The sequence below is a fragment of the Vibrio sp. K4 genome (genome assembly GCF_051122595.1).
In the GTDB taxonomy this organism is placed as follows: domain Bacteria; phylum Pseudomonadota; class Gammaproteobacteria; order Enterobacterales; family Vibrionaceae; genus Vibrio; species Vibrio owensii.
Genome location: NZ_CP178577.1, coordinates 771,731 through 788,541 on the forward strand (window position 1 = coordinate 771,731; position 16,811 = coordinate 788,541).

Annotated in this window: 16 protein-coding genes; 4 read left to right on the plus strand and 12 right to left on the minus strand. The window is 45.8% G+C overall.

Going from position 1 to position 16,811, the window contains the following annotated elements:
- Positions 1-414 precede the first annotated feature (414 nt).
- Entirely contained in the window at positions 415-3,114 is a 2,700-nt protein-coding gene (adhE, locus tag ACLIIY_RS03615; protein ID WP_005439701.1) for a bifunctional acetaldehyde-CoA/alcohol dehydrogenase, read from the plus strand.
- A gap of 149 nt (positions 3,115-3,263) precedes the next feature.
- Here adhE and ACLIIY_RS03620 read toward each other — a convergent pair whose 3' ends face one another.
- The 3 genes from ACLIIY_RS03620 to sodB all read right to left on the minus strand — a co-directional run bounded on the left by ACLIIY_RS03620 (position 3,264) and on the right by sodB (position 5,386).
- Positions 3,264-4,007 (minus strand): SDR family oxidoreductase, encoded by a 744-nt coding sequence (locus ACLIIY_RS03620; RefSeq protein WP_434528125.1) that lies wholly within the window; start codon positions 4,005-4,007, stop codon positions 3,264-3,266.
- Positions 4,008-4,141: 134 nt separating this feature from the next.
- Entirely contained in the window at positions 4,142-4,645 is a 504-nt protein-coding gene (locus ACLIIY_RS03625; protein ID WP_434528126.1) for a VC2046/SO_2500 family protein, read from the minus strand.
- Between the two features lie 156 nt (positions 4,646-4,801).
- On the minus strand, positions 4,802-5,386 hold the full coding sequence (sodB, locus tag ACLIIY_RS03630) for a superoxide dismutase [Fe] (protein ID WP_005439697.1): 585 nt from the start codon (positions 5,384-5,386) through the stop codon (positions 4,802-4,804).
- A 242-nt stretch (positions 5,387-5,628) separates the two neighbouring features.
- Between sodB and ACLIIY_RS03635 the strand changes: the two genes are divergently transcribed.
- Together ACLIIY_RS03635 and ACLIIY_RS03640 are read left to right on the plus strand one after the other, a co-directional pair.
- Entirely contained in the window at positions 5,629-5,964 is a 336-nt protein-coding gene (locus ACLIIY_RS03635) for a Grx4 family monothiol glutaredoxin (RefSeq protein ID WP_009707292.1), read from the plus strand.
- A gap of 75 nt (positions 5,965-6,039) precedes the next feature.
- Positions 6,040-6,669 (plus strand): DsbA family protein, encoded by a 630-nt coding sequence (locus ACLIIY_RS03640; RefSeq protein ID WP_005439695.1) that lies wholly within the window; start codon positions 6,040-6,042, stop codon positions 6,667-6,669.
- A gap of 89 nt (positions 6,670-6,758) precedes the next feature.
- Here the strand turns inward: ACLIIY_RS03640 and ACLIIY_RS03645 are convergent, their stop codons facing one another.
- Positions 6,759-8,084 carry a Na+/H+ antiporter family protein gene (locus ACLIIY_RS03645; protein ID WP_005430775.1) on the minus strand — a complete coding sequence of 442 codons (1,326 nt, stop codon included), beginning with the start codon at positions 8,082-8,084 and terminating at the stop codon, positions 6,759-6,761.
- Between the two features lie 28 nt (positions 8,085-8,112).
- Complete coding sequence (gene rnt / locus ACLIIY_RS03650; RefSeq protein ID WP_005439693.1) at positions 8,113-8,757, minus strand: ribonuclease T; 645 nt, start codon at positions 8,755-8,757, stop codon at positions 8,113-8,115.
- A gap of 306 nt (positions 8,758-9,063) precedes the next feature.
- Between rnt and motY the strand changes: the two genes are divergently transcribed.
- A complete protein-coding gene (gene motY, locus ACLIIY_RS03655; protein ID WP_010645731.1) occupies positions 9,064-9,945 on the plus strand; it encodes a flagellar protein MotY in 882 nt (293 codons plus the stop codon).
- A 124-nt stretch (positions 9,946-10,069) separates the two neighbouring features.
- Here the strand turns inward: motY and ACLIIY_RS03660 are convergent, their stop codons facing one another.
- The 7 genes from ACLIIY_RS03660 to rsxC form a co-directional block, all read right to left on the minus strand.
- Complete coding sequence (locus ACLIIY_RS03660; RefSeq protein WP_005536418.1) at positions 10,070-10,504, minus strand: DUF2753 domain-containing protein; 435 nt, start codon at positions 10,502-10,504, stop codon at positions 10,070-10,072.
- 137 nt (positions 10,505-10,641) lie between these two features.
- Complete coding sequence (gloA, locus tag ACLIIY_RS03665; protein ID WP_020196364.1) at positions 10,642-11,058, minus strand: lactoylglutathione lyase; 417 nt, start codon at positions 11,056-11,058, stop codon at positions 10,642-10,644.
- 31 nt (positions 11,059-11,089) lie between these two features.
- The gene (nth, locus tag ACLIIY_RS03670) at positions 11,090-11,731 is read right to left on the minus strand and encodes an endonuclease III (RefSeq protein WP_005536424.1); all 642 of its coding nucleotides are present in this window, start codon (positions 11,729-11,731) and stop codon (positions 11,090-11,092) included.
- Between the two features lie 79 nt (positions 11,732-11,810).
- Positions 11,811-12,503, minus strand: a complete 693-nt coding sequence (locus tag ACLIIY_RS03675) for an electron transport complex subunit E (protein WP_010449409.1) — start codon at positions 12,501-12,503, stop codon at positions 11,811-11,813.
- On the minus strand, positions 12,496-13,134 hold the full coding sequence (gene rsxG, locus ACLIIY_RS03680) for an electron transport complex subunit RsxG (RefSeq protein ID WP_434528127.1): 639 nt from the start codon (positions 13,132-13,134) through the stop codon (positions 12,496-12,498). The genes ACLIIY_RS03675 and rsxG overlap by 8 nt, the downstream gene beginning before the upstream one ends.
- 7 nt (positions 13,135-13,141) lie before the next feature.
- Positions 13,142-14,188 carry an electron transport complex subunit RsxD gene (gene rsxD / locus ACLIIY_RS03685; protein WP_434528128.1) on the minus strand — a complete coding sequence of 349 codons (1,047 nt, stop codon included), beginning with the start codon at positions 14,186-14,188 and terminating at the stop codon, positions 13,142-13,144.
- A complete protein-coding gene (gene rsxC / locus ACLIIY_RS03690; protein ID WP_434528129.1) occupies positions 14,188-16,809 on the minus strand; it encodes an electron transport complex subunit RsxC in 2,622 nt (873 codons plus the stop codon). Before rsxC ends, rsxD begins: the two co-directional genes overlap by 1 nt.
- Between the last annotated feature and the right edge of the window lie 2 nt (positions 16,810-16,811).

The following is a 16,811-nucleotide window of genomic DNA, read 5'->3' on the forward strand; positions in this document are numbered from 1 at the left end:
AAAAAGAAAGGTGGTTTGTAGAGAGATATGACGCATTCGATATACTCTCAGTAGCACAAAAATTAGGGTCCACATGTAATTTTGTTGGCTAAAAATGAAACTTTTTTACAGATTATTGTTGTTTCTTTTAGTTTTTAGTTCGTTTGCTTCTTTTTTGCTCAATTAAAAATGAAGTTTAATTTATTTGTTTATCAATGATTTAAGTCGTTTTGTTGTGGTAAACCACTACTTTGGGGGTATTTCAGTTGTGAGAACTGATCCAAGTCAATTTTTTTCACACTCTGAAATATTATACTCAGCCCTGAAAGCAATTTACTAAGATGGTTGTTAGTTAAGTCGCTGATAAACAGTAGAAACGAAAGACAATAGCCTTACTAAAAAGTTTTTAATATTTATTATTTTAGGAGATCCACCATGCCTGTAACTAACTTAGCTGAACTAGATGCTCTAGTAGCACGCGTTAAAGCAGCACAAGAAGAGTTCGCAACATTTTCTCAAGAGAAAGTAGATGCAATCTTCCGCGCAGCTTCTCTTGCAGCTAACCATGCTCGTATTCCACTAGCACAACAAGCAGTTGCTGAATCTGGAATGGGTATTGTTGAAGATAAGGTAATCAAAAACCACTTCGCTTCAGAATTCATCTACAACAAATACAAAGACGAAAAAACATGTGGCATCTTGGAAGAAGATGACAACCTAGGCACGATGACTATCGCAGAGCCTGTAGGTATCATCTGTGGTATCGTTCCAACGACTAACCCAACTTCTACTGCAATCTTCAAATCTCTAATTTCTCTAAAAACTCGTAACGGCATCATCTTCTCGCCACACCCACGTGCGAAGAACTCTACTAACGATGCAGCTAAACTAGTTCTAGACGCAGCAGTAGCAGCGGGTGCTCCAAAAGACATCATCGGTTGGATCGACCAACCATCTGTAGAGCTTTCTAACGCTCTTATGAAGCACGACGGCATCGCTCTTATCCTTGCAACTGGTGGTCCAGGCATGGTTAAAGCAGCTTACTCTTCTGGTAAGCCAGCAATCGGTGTAGGTGCAGGTAACGTTCCTGTAGTTATCGATGAAACAGCTGACATCAAACGTGCTGTTGCTTCTATCCTTATGTCTAAGACTTTCGATAACGGCGTAGTATGTGCTTCTGAGCAAGCTGCAATCGTAGTTGGTGAAGTATACGACGAAGTGAAAGAGCGTTTCGCTTCTCACAAAGCTCACGTTCTATCTAAAGCTGACGCTGATAAAGTACGTAAAGTACTTCTTATCGACGGCGCACTAAACGCGAAAATCGTAGGTCAACCTGCTCCAGCAATCGCTGAAATGGCTGGTGTTAAAGTTCCTGCTGATACAAAAGTACTTGTAGGTGAAGGTCTAGGTAAAGTTTCTTACGATGATGAGTTCGCTCACGAGAAACTATCTCCAACTCTAGGTCTATTCCGTGCTGACGACTTCGAAGACGCAGTTGCTCAAGCGGTAACAATGGTTGAAATCGGTGGTATCGGTCACACATCTGGTCTTTACACTAACCAAGACGTTAACGCAGACCGCATCCGTTACTTCGGTGACAAGATGAAGACTGCTCGTATCCTTGTAAACATCCCGACTACTCACGGTGGTATCGGTGACCTTTACAACTTCAACGTAGCACCTTCTCTAACTCTAGGTTGTGGTTCTTGGGGTGGTAACTCTATCTCTGAGAACGTAGGTCCTAAGCACCTTATCAACAAGAAAACTGTAGCTAAGCGAGCTGAAAACATGTTGTGGCACAAACTACCTAAGTCTATCTACTTCCGTCGTGGTAGCCTTCCAATCGCAATGAGCGACCTAGAAGGTAAGAAACGCGCATTCCTAGTAACTGACCGTTTCCTATTCAACAACGGTTACGCTGACGAAGTAGTTAAACTTCTTAAAGAGCAAGGCATCGAAGTTCAAACATTCTTCGACGTAGAAGCGGATCCAACACTATCTGTTGTTGAGAAAGGTGCAGAAGCAATGAAGAGCTTCCAACCTGACGTAATCCTAGCTCTAGGTGGTGGTTCACCAATGGATGCTGCGAAGATCATGTGGGTAATGTACGAGCACCCAGAAACTCACTTCGCTGAACTAGCAATGCGCTTTATGGACATCCGTAAACGTATCTACAAGTTCCCTAAAATGGGTAAGAAAGCTGAGCTTGTATGTATCACTACAACTTCAGGTACTGGTTCAGAAGTTACTCCATTCGCGGTTGTTACAGACGACAAGACAGGTGCTAAGTACCCACTAGCTGACTACGAAATCACGCCAAACATGGCTATCGTTGATGCTAACCTAGTAATGAACATGCCTAAGTCTCTAACAGCATTCGGTGGTTACGATGCAGTAACTCACGCTCTAGAAGCTTACGTATCTGTTCTTGCGAACGAGTACTCTGACGGTCAAGCTCTACAAGCACTTAAGATGCTTAAAGAGTACCTACCTTCAAGCTACGCGAACGGTGCAAACGACCCAATCGCTCGTGAGAAAGTACACAACGCGGCAACTATCGCTGGTATCGCGTTTGCTAACGCATTCCTAGGTGTTTGTCACTCTATGGCGCACAAGATTGGTGCTGAGTTCCACCTACCTCACGGTCTAGCGAACGCACTACTAATCTCGAACGTTGTACGTTACAACGCGAACGACAACCCAACTAAACAAACTGCGTTCTCTCAATACGACCGTCCACAAGCACGTCGTCGTTACGCTGAAGTTGCTGACCACCTAGGCCTAAGTCAAGAAGGTGACCGTACTGCTCAGAAGATTGAACGTCTACTAGCATGGTTGGACGAGCTGAAAGGCGACCTAGACATCCCAATGTCTATCCAAGCTGCAGGTGTTTCTGAAGCTGACTTCGTAGCGAAACTAGACGAGCTAGCTGTTGAAGCGTTCGATGACCAGTGTACAGGTGCTAACCCACGTTACCCTCTAATCACTGAGCTGAAAGAAGTGCTAATGGCTTCTTACTACGGTAAAGCATTCGTTGAAGGTGAAACTTTCGAAGGTACTACTGTAATCAAGAAGAAAGCAGACCAAGTAGCTAAGCCAGCAGCGAAAGCAAAGAAAGAAAAAACTAACGCATAAGTAACACGTTAGTTATGAGATAGGTTTTCGCTAGCACGAAACCTACAATCGGGAAAAAGCAAAGCCCCAGTTGAGAGACTGGGGCTTTTTTGTGTTCTTTACATTACCAACAGCTCTGTTAGGTGGCGGATTTAGAGAGGAAGGTTTGCTTAGACTTCAGTAGTGACCACGCGGCCGCTGAAGTACTCATTAGCAACAATGTAGGCTGTGTTTCTAACTAACTCATCTTGGATCTGTGCCCAGTGTCTTTCGTCTAGGTCTTCACTGGTGTGATTAACTGAAGGAATCACACCGCCCACGCGAATATTGAATGGTGTCAGTTCTTTTGCCCAGCTATGAGTAAAACCGGATACCAAAGCCGCCATGCTTTCTACGCCCGTCAGATCTTCATGATTATCATGTGAGATAACGTTGACGATAACGCCTTTCTTTTCTCTTGAGCGGAAGCGCTCTGCACTTACTTGGCCATAGGTATAGAGGAATCGTGCCGCCGAGGAAAGGTGGTCGATATAGGTGCTCATTGGCTCTGGTGCCATTAAGCTCGGCATTGGTGAGCTCGTCCAGCAATTTACGATAACGTCTGGAGTCGCCCCTAATTGTGATTCGATTTGGTCAAACAACAGATTAATGGATGTGGTGTTGTCACTGCACACATTCATCGCATAGACCTTGTCGGAGAAGGCACTGATTTGTTCGTAGCTTGCCTTTAAGGCACTAGGGTTCTGGTCACAGAGCACCAACGTCGCGCCAAGGTGGGCGAAGTGGCTAGAGCAAGTCCTGCCTAAGACAGAGCCTGCAGACGTGACGAGAATGATTGATTCTTTGATATCCATAGCACCTTCACTGTAATTTCTTGTGTTGAAGAATACATCAGTGGTTTGTGCTAATAGCATGGACGAATTTATTTGAGCTCAGTGTGAAAAGCTTCAAACTAACGCTTTCGAGCAACAACAATTGTTTTGGAATTTGTAAGGCGTCACATTTCTGACGTGTCGAGAATGTAAGCCGTTGGAGAAAAAGCTGATCTCTAAGCTTGCGTTTGAATTTGGTACTGACGTTGAGCCGTCACGAGTTGATTGTACAACCCAGCTTCAGGAATCAATTGCTTGTTGCGCTCGCCCAAGCTACGGCGTTCATGACCAGATAGGTTGTGGTAAACCTCTTCTGGTAGATTGAAAGTATCTTCAGGAAGGTAAGTCAGCGCATCTGGTTTTAAGTAGTGGCTCAGTTTTGCGGAGGGCAGTCCTGCATCATGGAACTGTTTTGCTTGCTCAGCTGCAAGTTCGTAGCTGCTGCTATCAGAGCGAAGTGCTTGAGGTTGAGATAACCCGAACTGTTGGCGAAGAATGTCATCACTCGTGAGTATTTCTTTGACTTCTTCAACCGGAACCACATCGCGAACATCATTAGAGAACATAGACAGAATCAGTGAGAAATCAGCGCGACGACCTTCGTGTACGGCATGGTTAATACCATTACCGAACTGAAGTTCGTTGATGATTGCTGCTTTGTCTAAAGTATGGATTTGCATGATGTTCCTCGCTTGATGCACTTTTAACGGCAACAACGGAAAGAACTTTAGGAAAAAGAGGGGATTAATTGAATAAACTGGTTTTAGGAGCAATAAAAAAGCCCGCAATAGTGCGAGCTTTTAAATATGACTAAATTGAACTTAGGGGGAAGTAAATTACTTTGCTAGGTTCTCTGCTACGAAGTCCCAGTTTACAAGAGCCCAGAAGCCGTTCATGTAATCAGGACGTACGTTGCGGTAATCGATGTAGTAAGCGTGTTCCCATAGGTCAACAGTTAGAAGTGGAGTAGTACCTTCTTCTGTTAGAGGAGTCGCTGCGTTAGACGTGTTAACGATCTCTAGAGAACCGTCAGCTTTCTTAACTAGCCAAGTCCATGAAGAACCGAAGTTGTTGATTGCTGAATCAGTGAATTTTGCTTTGAATTCTTCGAAAGAACCGAACGCTGCGTTGATCGCGTCAGCAACTGCACCTGTTGGTTCGCCGCCTGCGTTTGGCGCTAGACAGTGCCAGTAGAACGTGTGGTTCCAGATCTGTGCTGCGTTGTTAAATACGCCACCAGTTGAAGTCTTGATGATCTCTTCTAGTGTTTTGCCTTCGAACTCAGTACCAGGGATAAGACCGTTTAGCTTAACAACGTAAGTGTTGTGGTGCTTACCGTGGTGGAAATCTAGAGTCTCTGCAGAGATGTGTGGTTCTAGTGCGTCTTTCGCGTAAGGTAGAGCTGGTAGTTCAAATGCCATTGCTCAATTCTCCATAGATATGAAAGGGTTACCTTTCGATTGCTTCCAGTGTTTTTATTTATATGTAGTCTTTACGACTGACTTGAAAAGTATTTTAGCAAGTTTTTACTTTATTAAAACCCCGATATGAAAATATTTTAAGATAAAACCAATAAAGACTTACTAATTATATGGTTTTTATTCTGTGTTTATTGAGTAAAATGTGGCAATAATTAAAGTTCACATCCATGAATGAGGAAGCGATGGAAACTATCGATAAAATCAAACAGCAGATCTCTGAAAACACAATCTTGCTGTACATGAAAGGATCACCGAAACTGCCTAGCTGTGGTTTCTCTTCTCAAGCAGCACAAGCGCTAATGGCATGTGGCGAGAAGTTCGCTTACGTAGACATCCTACAAAACCCAGACATTCGTGCTGAACTACCTAAATACGCTCAATGGCCTACATTCCCACAACTATGGGTTGAAGGCGAACTGATCGGTGGTTGTGACATCATTTTGGAAATGTTCCAGAAAGGTGAGCTTCAGCCTCTTATCAAAGAAGCGGCAGCACGCGTTGAAGGTGACGCTGAGTAATTCGTAAATACTCACATTTGGCGATAGAATACAAAGGAGCCGCATTGGCTCCTTTTTCTTTTTTAGGTTAGTGGAATGAACTTGAAGCTTTACTACGTACATGATCCTATGTGCAGCTGGTGTTGGGGCTACAAACCAACCATCGAAAAATTGAAGCAGCAACTGCCGGGTGTGATTCAGTTTGAGTATGTTGTGGGTGGGCTCGCGCCAGATACTAATCTGCCTATGCCACCGGAAATGCAGCAGAAAATTGAGCAAATTTGGAAGCAAATCGAAGGTCAGCTTGGTACCAAGTTTAACTACGATTTCTGGACGTTGTGCACACCAGTACGTAGCACTTACCAATCTTGCCGTGCCGTTATCGCTGCAGGCTTCCAAGATTCTTATGAGCAGATGCTAGAGGCGATTCAACACGCTTACTACTTACGTGCGATGCCGCCTCATGAAGAAGCAACCCATCTGCAACTTGCAAGAGAGATTGGCTTAAACGTTCAGCAGTTTAAGAACGATATGGATGGTACTTTGCTGGAAGGTGTTTTCCAAGACCAACTGAGTCTTGCTAAGAGTTTAGGTGTTAACTCTTACCCGAGTCTGGTACTGCAGATTAACGACGCTTACTTCCCAATTGAAGTAGATTATGTGTCGACAGAAAACACGTTGAAGCTCATTCGCGAACGTATTATCGACAATATGCCAGCGCAGTAAGTTGAAACCGATTTTCTAAAAAACAGACAACAAAAAGCCGCTCATTGAGCGGCTTTTTCGTAACGAATTGTATCCATCCGATGATGCGATTACAGCACCATTGCAGCAATCCAACCAAAGATGATCAGAGGGATGTTGTAGTGGATAAATGTCGGTACTACGGTTTCCCAAATGTGTTCGTGCTGACCGTCTGCGTTTAGGCCTGATGTTGGACCTAACGTTGAGTCAGAAGCAGGAGAGCCGGCATCACCAAGAGCGGCTGCCGTACCAACAAGGGCGATAGTTGCCATTGGCGAGAAGCCGAATGCGAGTGATAGCGGAACATAGATAGTCGCAAGGATTGGAATCGTAGAGAATGATGAGCCGATGCCCATTGTTACCAACAAACCAACGATAAGCATCAATAGTGCTGCAAGAGGTTTGTTGTCACCGATGCTGGTTGATAGCGATTGTACAAGCGTCTCAACGCCGCCAGTTTGCTTCATTACTGCAGCGAAACCTGCCGCCGCAATCATGATGAAGCCAATCATTGCCATCATGTGAACACCTTTAGTGAACACATCGTGCGTCTCTTTCCACGCGATAACGCCGCCGAAAGTGAATACCATGAAGCCAGCTAATGCACCAATGATCATCGAGCCTGTGTAAAGCTGAACGCTTAACGCTGCGATAATACCCAAGCCTGCAACCATGATGTGCTTCTTATTTAGCTTCGCTTCAGATTCTTGAACAACGGTCAGTTCAGTTTCTTTGTATTCGCGAGGTTTGCGGTAGCTAAAGAAGATTGCCGTCAGAAGACCAAACAGCATACCAGCACCTGGCAATAGCATTGCAGTAGGAACTTGGCTTGCCACAACATCGGTTAGACCGTTGTCATGCAGATTCTTCAGAAGGATATTGTTAAGGAAGATACCACCAAAACCGATAGGCAGAACCATGTATGGTGTGATCAAACCAAAGGTAAGCACACAAGCAACTAAACGACGGTCCAGCTTCAGCTTAGCGAATACGCCCAAAAGAGGTGGGATCAAAATTGGAATGAAGGCGATATGTACCGGAATCACGTTTTGAGATGACATGGTAACAAGTACAAGAGCAACCAATACTGCGTATTTTAGACCCGTAGTCGACGCTGAGCTCTCTTTACCATTTAGGCGCTTGATAACGCTTTTTGCAAGAAGGTCAGTGATGCCAGAGCGAGAAATTGCAACAGCGAAAGTACCTAGCATTGCGTAGCTCAGTGCGATAGTCGCACCGCCGCCTAGGCCACTTTCAAATGCGGCAACCGTATCCCCAAGGCTCATGCCAGCAACAAGGCCACCAACGATGGCACTAAACGTGAGGGCAACCACCACGTTTACGCGCATCAATGCTAACACGAGCATGACGCACACAGATATAACGACAGGATTCATACTTTTCCTAATATGTTGTGTTTACTTATTATTCTTCGTCGACAAGCGGCCAACCGCCTAGGGCCTTCCATTTGTTGACGATGCCACAGAATAACTCTGCAGTTTGTTGTGTATCGTAGAGGGCTGAGTGTGCCTCACGATTGTCGAATTCCATCCCTGCAGCTTTACATGCTTTAGCGAGAACAGTTTGACCATAAGCAAGCCCACTTAATGTTGCGGTATCAAAAGTGGCAAATGGATGGAAAGGGACTCTTTTGAGTTTGCAGCGCTCATTTGCTGCATTAACAAAACTTAAGTCGAAAGCAGCGTTGTGTGCCACCATGATGGCACGGGAACAGTCTGCCGCTTTTTGCTCTTTGCGGATCAGTTTGTAGATTTCTTTGAGTGCTTCTTGTTCTGATACTGCACCGCGAAGAGGGCTGAATGGGTCACGAATGCCATTGAATTCAAGCGCTTCTTTTTCTAAATTCGCGCCTTCGAATGGTTCGATATGAAAATGAATGGTTGAGGCAGGATGCAGATCGCCATTTTCATCCATGCTAAGGGTGACGGCACAGATTTCTAAAAGTGCATCAGTTTGAGCATTGAAACCTGCGGTCTCAACGTCTACTACCACTGGAAAATAACCACGAAAACGCTTTTTCAGGGTCAGAGCTTCATTTTCTATTGTCATGTTGGCTTATATTTGTGTGACGAAGGCTGCATTATTGCAGATTCTACCGATGAGAAAAACCGCAATTTGGGAGAAATGTAAAATTCTATTTCCCGTTAACCAGTAAGGGTTATAACTAAAAACAAGGTTAACGTGCACCTGTTATTCTCGCGATGTTATTTACCATTTTATGCACTTGCCAAAGTGAGCGTTAACTCCTTATATCCCCTTGCAAATTCTATGTTGGCGGGATTTTTGCATTAGTTTGCATGTTTTTAATTGATTCAAGTAAGCGGCAATAGACTGCCGTTTGAGAGAAGTACCTAGATGAATAAATGGCTAGTAACCAGTGGTGTCCTGATGTCTTTACTCAGCGCAAACAGCTTTGCGTCGATGGGAAAGCGCTACGTTGCCACACCGCAGCAATCACAGTGGGAAATGGTGATGAATACGCCGTTGGAGTGTCAGCTGGTACATCCAATCCCAGGATTTGGTGATGCGGTATTTTCATCTCATGCAAGTAAAAAAATCAATTTGGATTTTGAATTGAAGATGCTCCGCCCTATGGGTGAAACGCGCAATGTCAGTTTGATTTCTATGCCACCACCTTGGCGTCCGGGCGAGAATGCTGATCGCATTACTAACCTTAAATTTTTCAAACAGTTTGATGGTTACGTTGGTGGACAAACCGCTTGGGGCATTCTCTCTGAGCTAGAAAAAGGCCGCTATCCAACGTTTAGCTACCAAGACTGGCAGAGCCGAGATCAGCGTATTGAGGTCGCATTGTCTTCGGTACTGTTCCAAAACAAATACAACGCCTTTAGCAGCTGCATTGCTAACTTACTGAAGTACAGCTTTGAAGATATTGCTTTCACGATTCTTCACTATGAGCGTCAAGGTGATCAGTTAACTAAAGCTTCGAAGAAACGTTTAGCGCAAATCGCTGATTACGTTCGCCATAACCAAGATATCGATTTGGTGTTAGTGGCGACATACACAGATTCGACAGATGGTAAAAGTACGAGTCAAAGCTTATCTGAACGACGAGCGGAATCATTGCGCAGTTACTTCGAATCTTTGGGCTTATCTGGAGAGCGTATTCAAGTGCAAGGCTACGGTAAGCGTCGTCCGATTGCAGATAATGGGTCACCAATAGGTAAAGACAAGAACCGTCGCGTGGTGATTTCACTAGGGCGCACCCAGGTTTGATCTTAAATATTCACCAATACAAAAACGCCAGAGTCTGACTCTGGCGTTTTTTATCCGTTTGACGTTGTTTGATTCTATTAGTTGTCGCTTAGAGTTACTTGGTGCTTAAGGCATATAATGAATGTTAGTTTAAGCGGAACTTAGCAATGATTTCGCAATTGGTTGCTGTGTCGATTTTCTCGACCTGCTTTGCGATCACAGGGTTTGGATGGCGCTTCATGAAATCAATGAGGGCCTTAGTACAGCAGCCGATTGAATCAATAAAGCTTGCGCAATCTCTATTCGGACATTGAGGGATCAGCGTCAGCACTTTCTCAGAAGCGAGTTGAAGATATTTGAGCTCATATTCTGTGTCGCCTGCCCAGCGCCAAAATTGGGCAAGGTTGTGGCATGAAATCACCGAAATCAATAATCGCTCGTCGGCTTCTATTTCCACGCATTCGCTAATATCTTCACTCAGGCTAAGGGCTTGCTGGTAATGAAGAATGCTGCGAACAGGGTCATCTAGTTGAAGTGCCGTATCGGCTAGAAGTGTGTGTTTTTCCCATTCACTGATCATTATCGTTATCCCACATGTCGATGTTGGTGGTGAATCTAAACGATAATTATTATCAAGTAAAGTAATTTGTTGATAAAAGAAAGGCAGGTCTCAGACCTGCCTGCAAATAATAGCGAGTTTCAGTAGGAGAGGCTGAGTTAGCCCTCTAGGCCTGCTGATGCTTGTTTATTTTGAATCAGTTCAATCATGTAGCCATCTGGGTCTTTAACGAAAGCGATATGAGTCGTTCCGCCTTTTACTGGGCCCGCTTCGCGAGTCACGTTACCGCCAGCTGCTTTGATTGCGTCGCAAGTTGAGTAGATATCGTCTACGCCAATTGCGATGTGGCCAAATGCAGAGCCTAGGTCGTACTCGGTTGTGCCCCAGTTGTAAGTCAGCTCAATGACGGCGCCTTGAGACTCATCACCGTAACCAAGGAACGCCAGCGTGTATTCGTACTCTTTGTTTTCATTAGTACGAAGCAACTGCATGCCCATGACTTCAGTGTAGAACTTGATAGATTTGTCTAGATCACCCACGCGCAGCATGGTGTGAAGAATTCGACCGTTTGACATTATTTGCTCCTAGCGATTGTTTCAGACGGGGTTATTCGTCTGGGTACACTTTTTCTTTGAATTCACACAGATCTTCGATGATACAACTGCCACAGCGCGGCTTTCTTGCCACACATGTGTAACGACCATGAAGGATCAGCCAGTGGTGTACATCAAGCTTAAACTCTTTTGGCACCACTTTAAGAAGTTTTTCTTCTACGTCGTCGACGGTTTTACCCATCGCAAACTTGGTACGGTTAGAAACACGATAGATGTGCGTGTCCACTGCAATAGTTGGCCAACCGAAGGCGGTATTCAGTACCACGTTAGCGGTTTTACGACCTACACCCGGCAAAGCTTCAAGTGCTGCACGATCTTCTGGCACTTCGCCGTTGTGCTTCTCTAGCAAGATCTTACAAGTCTTGATGGTGTTTTCGGCTTTTGAATTAAATAGACCGATGGTTTTGATGTATTCCTTTAAACCATCGACACCTAAATCAAGAATGCCTTGTGGCGTGTTTGCAACAGGGTAAAGCTTGTCTGTTGCTTTGTTTACACTTACGTCTGTCGCCTGCGCAGAAAGCAGTACGGCGATAAGCAACTCAAACGGTGTGCTCCAGTTAAGCTCCGTCTGAGGATTGGGATTGTTTTCTCGGAGTCGTTCGAGAATTTCAATTCTTTTGACTTTGTTCATTGCTGACTTCCAAACCCGTCTTTGCGGTTTATGAAAAAGGCCCTACGAGTGGTAGAGCCTTGATTTTTGAATTCTTATATTATGCGTTAGTTACGCGAGCGCGCTCAATGGCTGGTTTTTCTTCTTTTGGCTGACGTGCCTGAATTGAGCTGTCGATAACGTTTTTCAACGCAATCAAAAGTCCTACGCCAATGAAAGCCCCCGGCGGCAACAATGCCAATAGGAAGCTGCTATCGAAGTGGAAAACCTGAATACGCAGTGCCGCTGCCCAGTCACCCAATAGTAGGTCTGCGCCATCAAATAGAGTACCGTTACCGATAAGTTCACGCATAGCACCAAGTACAACCAATACCGTTGTCATACCCAGACCCATCCAGAAACCATCCAATGCTGCTGGCAATGGATCATTCTTCGAGGCGTAAGCTTCCGCACGGCCGATGATAATACAGTTAGTTACGATCAGTGGGATGAAGATGCCCAGAGATAGATACAGTCCGTAGGCATAAGCGTTCATCAAGAGCTGAACACAAGTTACCAAGGCGGCGATGATCATAACGAAGACCGGAATACGGATTTCTTTTGGTACGTAGTTACGAATCAACGAAACCGTCAGGTTAGAGCCGACAAGCACTAACAAGGTCGCGATACCCAAACCAAGGGCGTTGGTAATAGTCGAAGAAACCGCAAGTAGAGGACACAAACCCAGAAGTTGCACTAGGGCAGGGTTGTTGCTCCACATGCCGTTTTTCATTAGCAGTTTATTTTCACTCATGGTTGCCTCCTGCGCAGTCTAGGGGCTGATTCAGAATCTCATCACGAGACTTATTTACGTAGTTTACTGTGCTTCTCACCGCTTTCACTACCGCACGAGGGGTAATGGTTGCGCCAGTAAACTGATCGAAATCGCCACCATCTTTACGAACTTGCCAAGAATTCCAGTTACTTTCTGTCACTTGCTTACCAGTGAAGCTCAAGATCCAGTCCGTAACGCGTAGATCAATTTTATCACCCAACCCCGGTGTTTCTTGATGGCTTAGGATACGAGTACCAAGGATCTTGCCTTGGTTATCGATGCCAGTGATGATTTTGATTTCACCGTTGTAGCCATCTGGTGCGATGGACTCAATTGCCATTGCTGTTGGTTGACCATCTTTGGTGGCAATGTAAGTTGGCATCGAGCGAACCGTACCTAGATCGGGCGCAGATACCATAGTACATGCCGCAACAAGGTTGTTGTCATGCATTTCTTCCGGAATCACTTGGTTAAGAACCGACAGCAGTTGCTTTTGTTCCTGAAGCTTAATTTGATCTTTTGTTAGGTACTGAGTCAGTGCCACAAGACCGGTTGTTGCACAGGCGAAGATCGCCAATGTCAGACCATTTTTTCTAATAGCGGTTAACATGTTTACCTCAGTGACCGTAAGTTCTTGGTTTGGTGTAGTAGTCGATCAACGGTACACACATATTGGCAAGCAGAACGGCAAATGCAACGCCATCTGGGAAGCCACCCCAACTACGAATAATGAATACCAACGCACCGATCAGAGCGCCGAAAATCAAGCGACCTTTCACAGTAGTTGACGCTGAAACAGGATCGGTAGCGATAAAGAACGCGCCTAACATCGTTGCACCTGATAGTAGGTGGAAGATTGGTGACGCGGTTTCTCCCGGCATGATCAAGCTAAACACGGTACTAAACAGTGCCAAGCTACCTAGGAAACCAACAGGAATGTACCATTGGATGATGCGTTTTTTGATCATCACTAGGCCACCAACCAAGTAAGCTAGGTTTACCCATTGCCAACCGATACCCGCAAGGCCACCAAACATTGGTTGTGATAGCACCTCACTTGGCGTTGCACCAGTATGAATACCAGTTTTGAATGCATCTAATGGAGTTGCCATTGTTACGCCATCCACACCAGCGCGAACTTGTTGCAGCGACAAACCATCAAAGTCATAGCCAGTGAAGATCAGAGACAACGCGTCTGCAAAAGTCACGTGCTCAGACATCAATGAAACAGGCGCGCTCCAACTTGTCATTTGGACAGGGAAGGAGATAAGCAATACAACGTAAGCGACCATTGCTGGGTTAAATAGGTTTTGACCAATACCACCGTATAAGTGCTTTGCAATAACGATGGCAAAAATCAAACCGATAACCATGATCCACCAAGGAGACCATGGTGGGATTGCCACGGCTAATAGCCATGCTGTCACGATGGCACTGTTATCACGTAATGCAAGCATTGGAGAACGCTTACGCACAAGCATGACTAGTGCTTCAAGTGACACTGCGACCGCGATAGCAAACACGAGTTGAATGATGGTACCCCAACCAAAGAAGTAGGTTTGAGCGACTAAGCCAGGAATAGCGCACAGCGCTACCCATTTCATCAAATCAGGCGTGCTGCGACGGCTGTGAGCGTGTGGTGAACTGGCAATAAAAAACGACATTACTCGTTCTCCTCAGTATTGTTCTTATTCGCTTCTTGCTGAGCTTTACGTGCTTTAGCGCGAGCAATGGCAGCGGCAACAGCGGCTTTCTTTGGATCCACTTCTGGCTCTTCAGAAGGAGCTTCCGCTTCAACAGATTCTGTTTGTGCCTCTTGCTGCGCTTTACGCGCTTTAGCACGAGCAATGGCTGCGGCAACTGCAGCTTTCTTCGGATCCACTTCCGGTTCTTCAGGAGGAGCTTCCGCTTCAACAGATTCTGTTTGTGCTTCTTGCTGAGCTTTGCGTGCTTTGGCTCGAGCAATGGCTGCGGCAACAGCGGCTTTCTTTGGATCCACTTCTGGTTCTTCAGAAGTAGCTTCCGCTTCAACAGATTCTGTTTCTGCCTCTTGCTGCGCTTTACGCGCTTTAGCACGAGCAATGGCAGCGGCAACTGCAGCTTTCTTCGGATCTTCAGCTTGTTTAGCAGGCGCTTCCGTTTCTTCAGATTCTGTAGAACCTTCTTGCTGAGCTTTACGTGCTTTGGCACGAGCAATCGCTGCAGCAACAGCAGCTTTCTTTGGATCTTCAGCTTGTTCTGCTGGTGTTTCCGCTTCTGCAGATTCCGTAGAGTCTTCTTGCTGAGCTTTGCGCGCTTTTGCACGAGCAATCGCTGCAGCAACAGCAGCTTTCTTCGGATCTTCAGCTTGTTTAACAGGTGCTTCCGTTTCTACAGATTCGGTCGAATCTTCTTGTTGTGCTTTTTTCGCTTTAGCTCTGGCGATAGCTGCCGCGATGGCTGCTTTCTTATCACCAGCTTCAGTAGGTGTTGATGCGTCTTCTTGCTGAGCTTTCTTCGCCTTAGCACGAGCAATAGCGGCTGCAACCGCAGACTTCTTATCGTCAACATTATCCGCAGATGTGTCGCCTTGTTCTTTTTGCGCTTTGCGTTCGCGAGCAAGACGTTTGCGTTCTTCGCGTAGCTTCGCCATTTCTGAGTTATCAGGCTCGGCTGCACCAGATTGAGCCGCCGCAGCTTGTTTCGCTTTTGCTTTGGCAATCGCGGCTGCAACCGCAGGTTTCACAGCTGGTTCCGCTTTGGCTTCGGCATTGTCTTTTTGTGCTTTCACGCGAGCGATGGCTGCAGCAATCGCATCGTCACCGCCAGAGGCTTTCATGTCTTTACGACGATCATCTGCGGCTTTCTTAAAGCGATTTTCACGTTCTGCTTTTTCGCGTTCCATACGCGCTTTCTTCTCTTCAAAGCGCAGCTTAGCTCGTTCAGCTGCTGCCGCTTCTTGAGCGCGTGTACGGATTTCAGCTTTCGCTTGACGATAGTATTGAACCAGTGGAATTTCACTAGGGCACACAAATGCACACGCGCCACATTCAATACAATCTTTAAGGTTCAGTTCTTCAAGCTTTTCGTATTCTTGGCTTTTTGCATACCACTGAAGCTGCTGTGGCAATAGCGAGGCAGGGCACGCTTCCGCACATTGGCTACAACGGATACATTCCATTTCGTATTGGTCAGAGGCGATCTCACGACGCTTTGGTGCCAGAATACAGTTTGCTGTTTTAGTGATAGGAACCTGAGCGTGGGGTAGGGTAAAGCCCATCATTGGACCACCCATGATCAGGCGCTGCAGTTTCTTATCTGCTTTATAGCCAAACTCGTCTAAAAGTGCTTGTACTGGCGTACCAAGTAGCGTCCAAACGTTACGTGGTTGCTTGAAGGTTTTACCCGTCAGAGTCACGATGCGATTTACTACAGGTTCGCCATCAATCACCGCACGTTTAATTGAGTAGAGAGAACCAACGTTTTGAACCAGGATGCCAATATCTGCCGGGATAGCGCCGCTAGGAACTTCTTTATTGGTCAAAATCTTGATGAGCTGCTTCTCACCACCAGAAGGGTATTTGGTTGGGATAACGCGGATCACGATGTCTTTATTCATCGCCGCTTGTTCCAGCGCTTTGATGGCTGCTGGCTTGTTATCTTCAATACCTATGATGGTCAGTTTTGGCTTAAGGATATGCTCGACGATCTCGATACCTTGGATCAGTTCGTCTGCGTGTTCCTGCATGAGTTTGTCATCGGCGGTGATGTAAGGTTCACATTCAGCCGCGTTAACGATAAGAATTTCGGTACGTGCAATACCCGATTGGATCTTCTTAGCCGTTGGGAAGCCTGCGCCACCCATGCCCGAGATACCAGCAAGGCGAATCACATCGATCAACGCATCTGCAGATTCTTGGGTGTAATCGGCAACTGGCGTTTTCTCACACCAAGTATCGTTACCATCAGGCGTAATCACTGCGCACAGTTCGCTTAAACCCGATGGGTGCGCAACAGTGCGTGGCTCGATAGCTGTTACTTGTCCAGAAGTTGGAGCATGAACAGGAACGGTGAAACCACTGTCTGACGCCGTTAGCTGTTGACCTTTCAACACTGTGTCACCAACAGCAATCAACAGATTACCTGCTTTACCGATGTGTTGTTTTAAAGGTAGGACGATTTCCGACGGAATGGCTGCGTGAACCAATTCAGTTTTGTTGGATTGCTTTTTGTTTTCTGCCGGATGCACGCCGCCTGGGAAATCCCATAGCGAACCAGTACGAATTTGTTCAATCAAAGACAACATAC

Coding starts and splice junctions, on each gene's coding strand:
- ACLIIY_RS03620 (WP_434528125.1), bottom strand. CDS start 4,007: ATGCTATTAGCACAAACCACTGATGTATTCTTCAACACAAGAAATTAC.
- rnt (WP_005439693.1), bottom strand. CDS start 8,757: ATGACAATAGAAAATGAAGCTCTGACCCTGAAAAAGCGTTTTCGTGGT.
- rsxD (WP_434528128.1), bottom strand. CDS start 14,188: ATGTCGTTTTTTATTGCCAGTTCACCACACGCTCACAGCCGTCGCAGC.
- ACLIIY_RS03660 (WP_005536418.1), bottom strand. CDS start 10,504: ATGATCAGTGAATGGGAAAAACACACACTTCTAGCCGATACGGCACTT.
- ACLIIY_RS03645 (WP_005430775.1), bottom strand. CDS start 8,084: ATGAATCCTGTCGTTATATCTGTGTGCGTCATGCTCGTGTTAGCATTG.
- rsxG (WP_434528127.1), bottom strand. CDS start 13,134: ATGTTAACCGCTATTAGAAAAAATGGTCTGACATTGGCGATCTTCGCC.
- ACLIIY_RS03675 (WP_010449409.1), bottom strand. CDS start 12,503: ATGAGTGAAAATAAACTGCTAATGAAAAACGGCATGTGGAGCAACAAC.
- adhE (WP_005439701.1), top strand. CDS start 415: ATGCCTGTAACTAACTTAGCTGAACTAGATGCTCTAGTAGCACGCGTT.
- rsxC (WP_434528129.1), bottom strand. CDS start 16,809: ATGTTGTCTTTGATTGAACAAATTCGTACTGGTTCGCTATGGGATTTC.
- ACLIIY_RS03625 (WP_434528126.1), bottom strand. CDS start 4,645: ATGCAAATCCATACTTTAGACAAAGCAGCAATCATCAACGAACTTCAG.
- ACLIIY_RS03635 (WP_009707292.1), top strand. CDS start 5,629: ATGGAAACTATCGATAAAATCAAACAGCAGATCTCTGAAAACACAATC.
- sodB (WP_005439697.1), bottom strand. CDS start 5,386: ATGGCATTTGAACTACCAGCTCTACCTTACGCGAAAGACGCACTAGAA.
- motY (WP_010645731.1), top strand. CDS start 9,064: ATGAATAAATGGCTAGTAACCAGTGGTGTCCTGATGTCTTTACTCAGC.
- nth (WP_005536424.1), bottom strand. CDS start 11,731: ATGAACAAAGTCAAAAGAATTGAAATTCTCGAACGACTCCGAGAAAAC.
- gloA (WP_020196364.1), bottom strand. CDS start 11,058: ATGTCAAACGGTCGAATTCTTCACACCATGCTGCGCGTGGGTGATCTA.
- ACLIIY_RS03640 (WP_005439695.1), top strand. CDS start 6,040: ATGAACTTGAAGCTTTACTACGTACATGATCCTATGTGCAGCTGGTGT.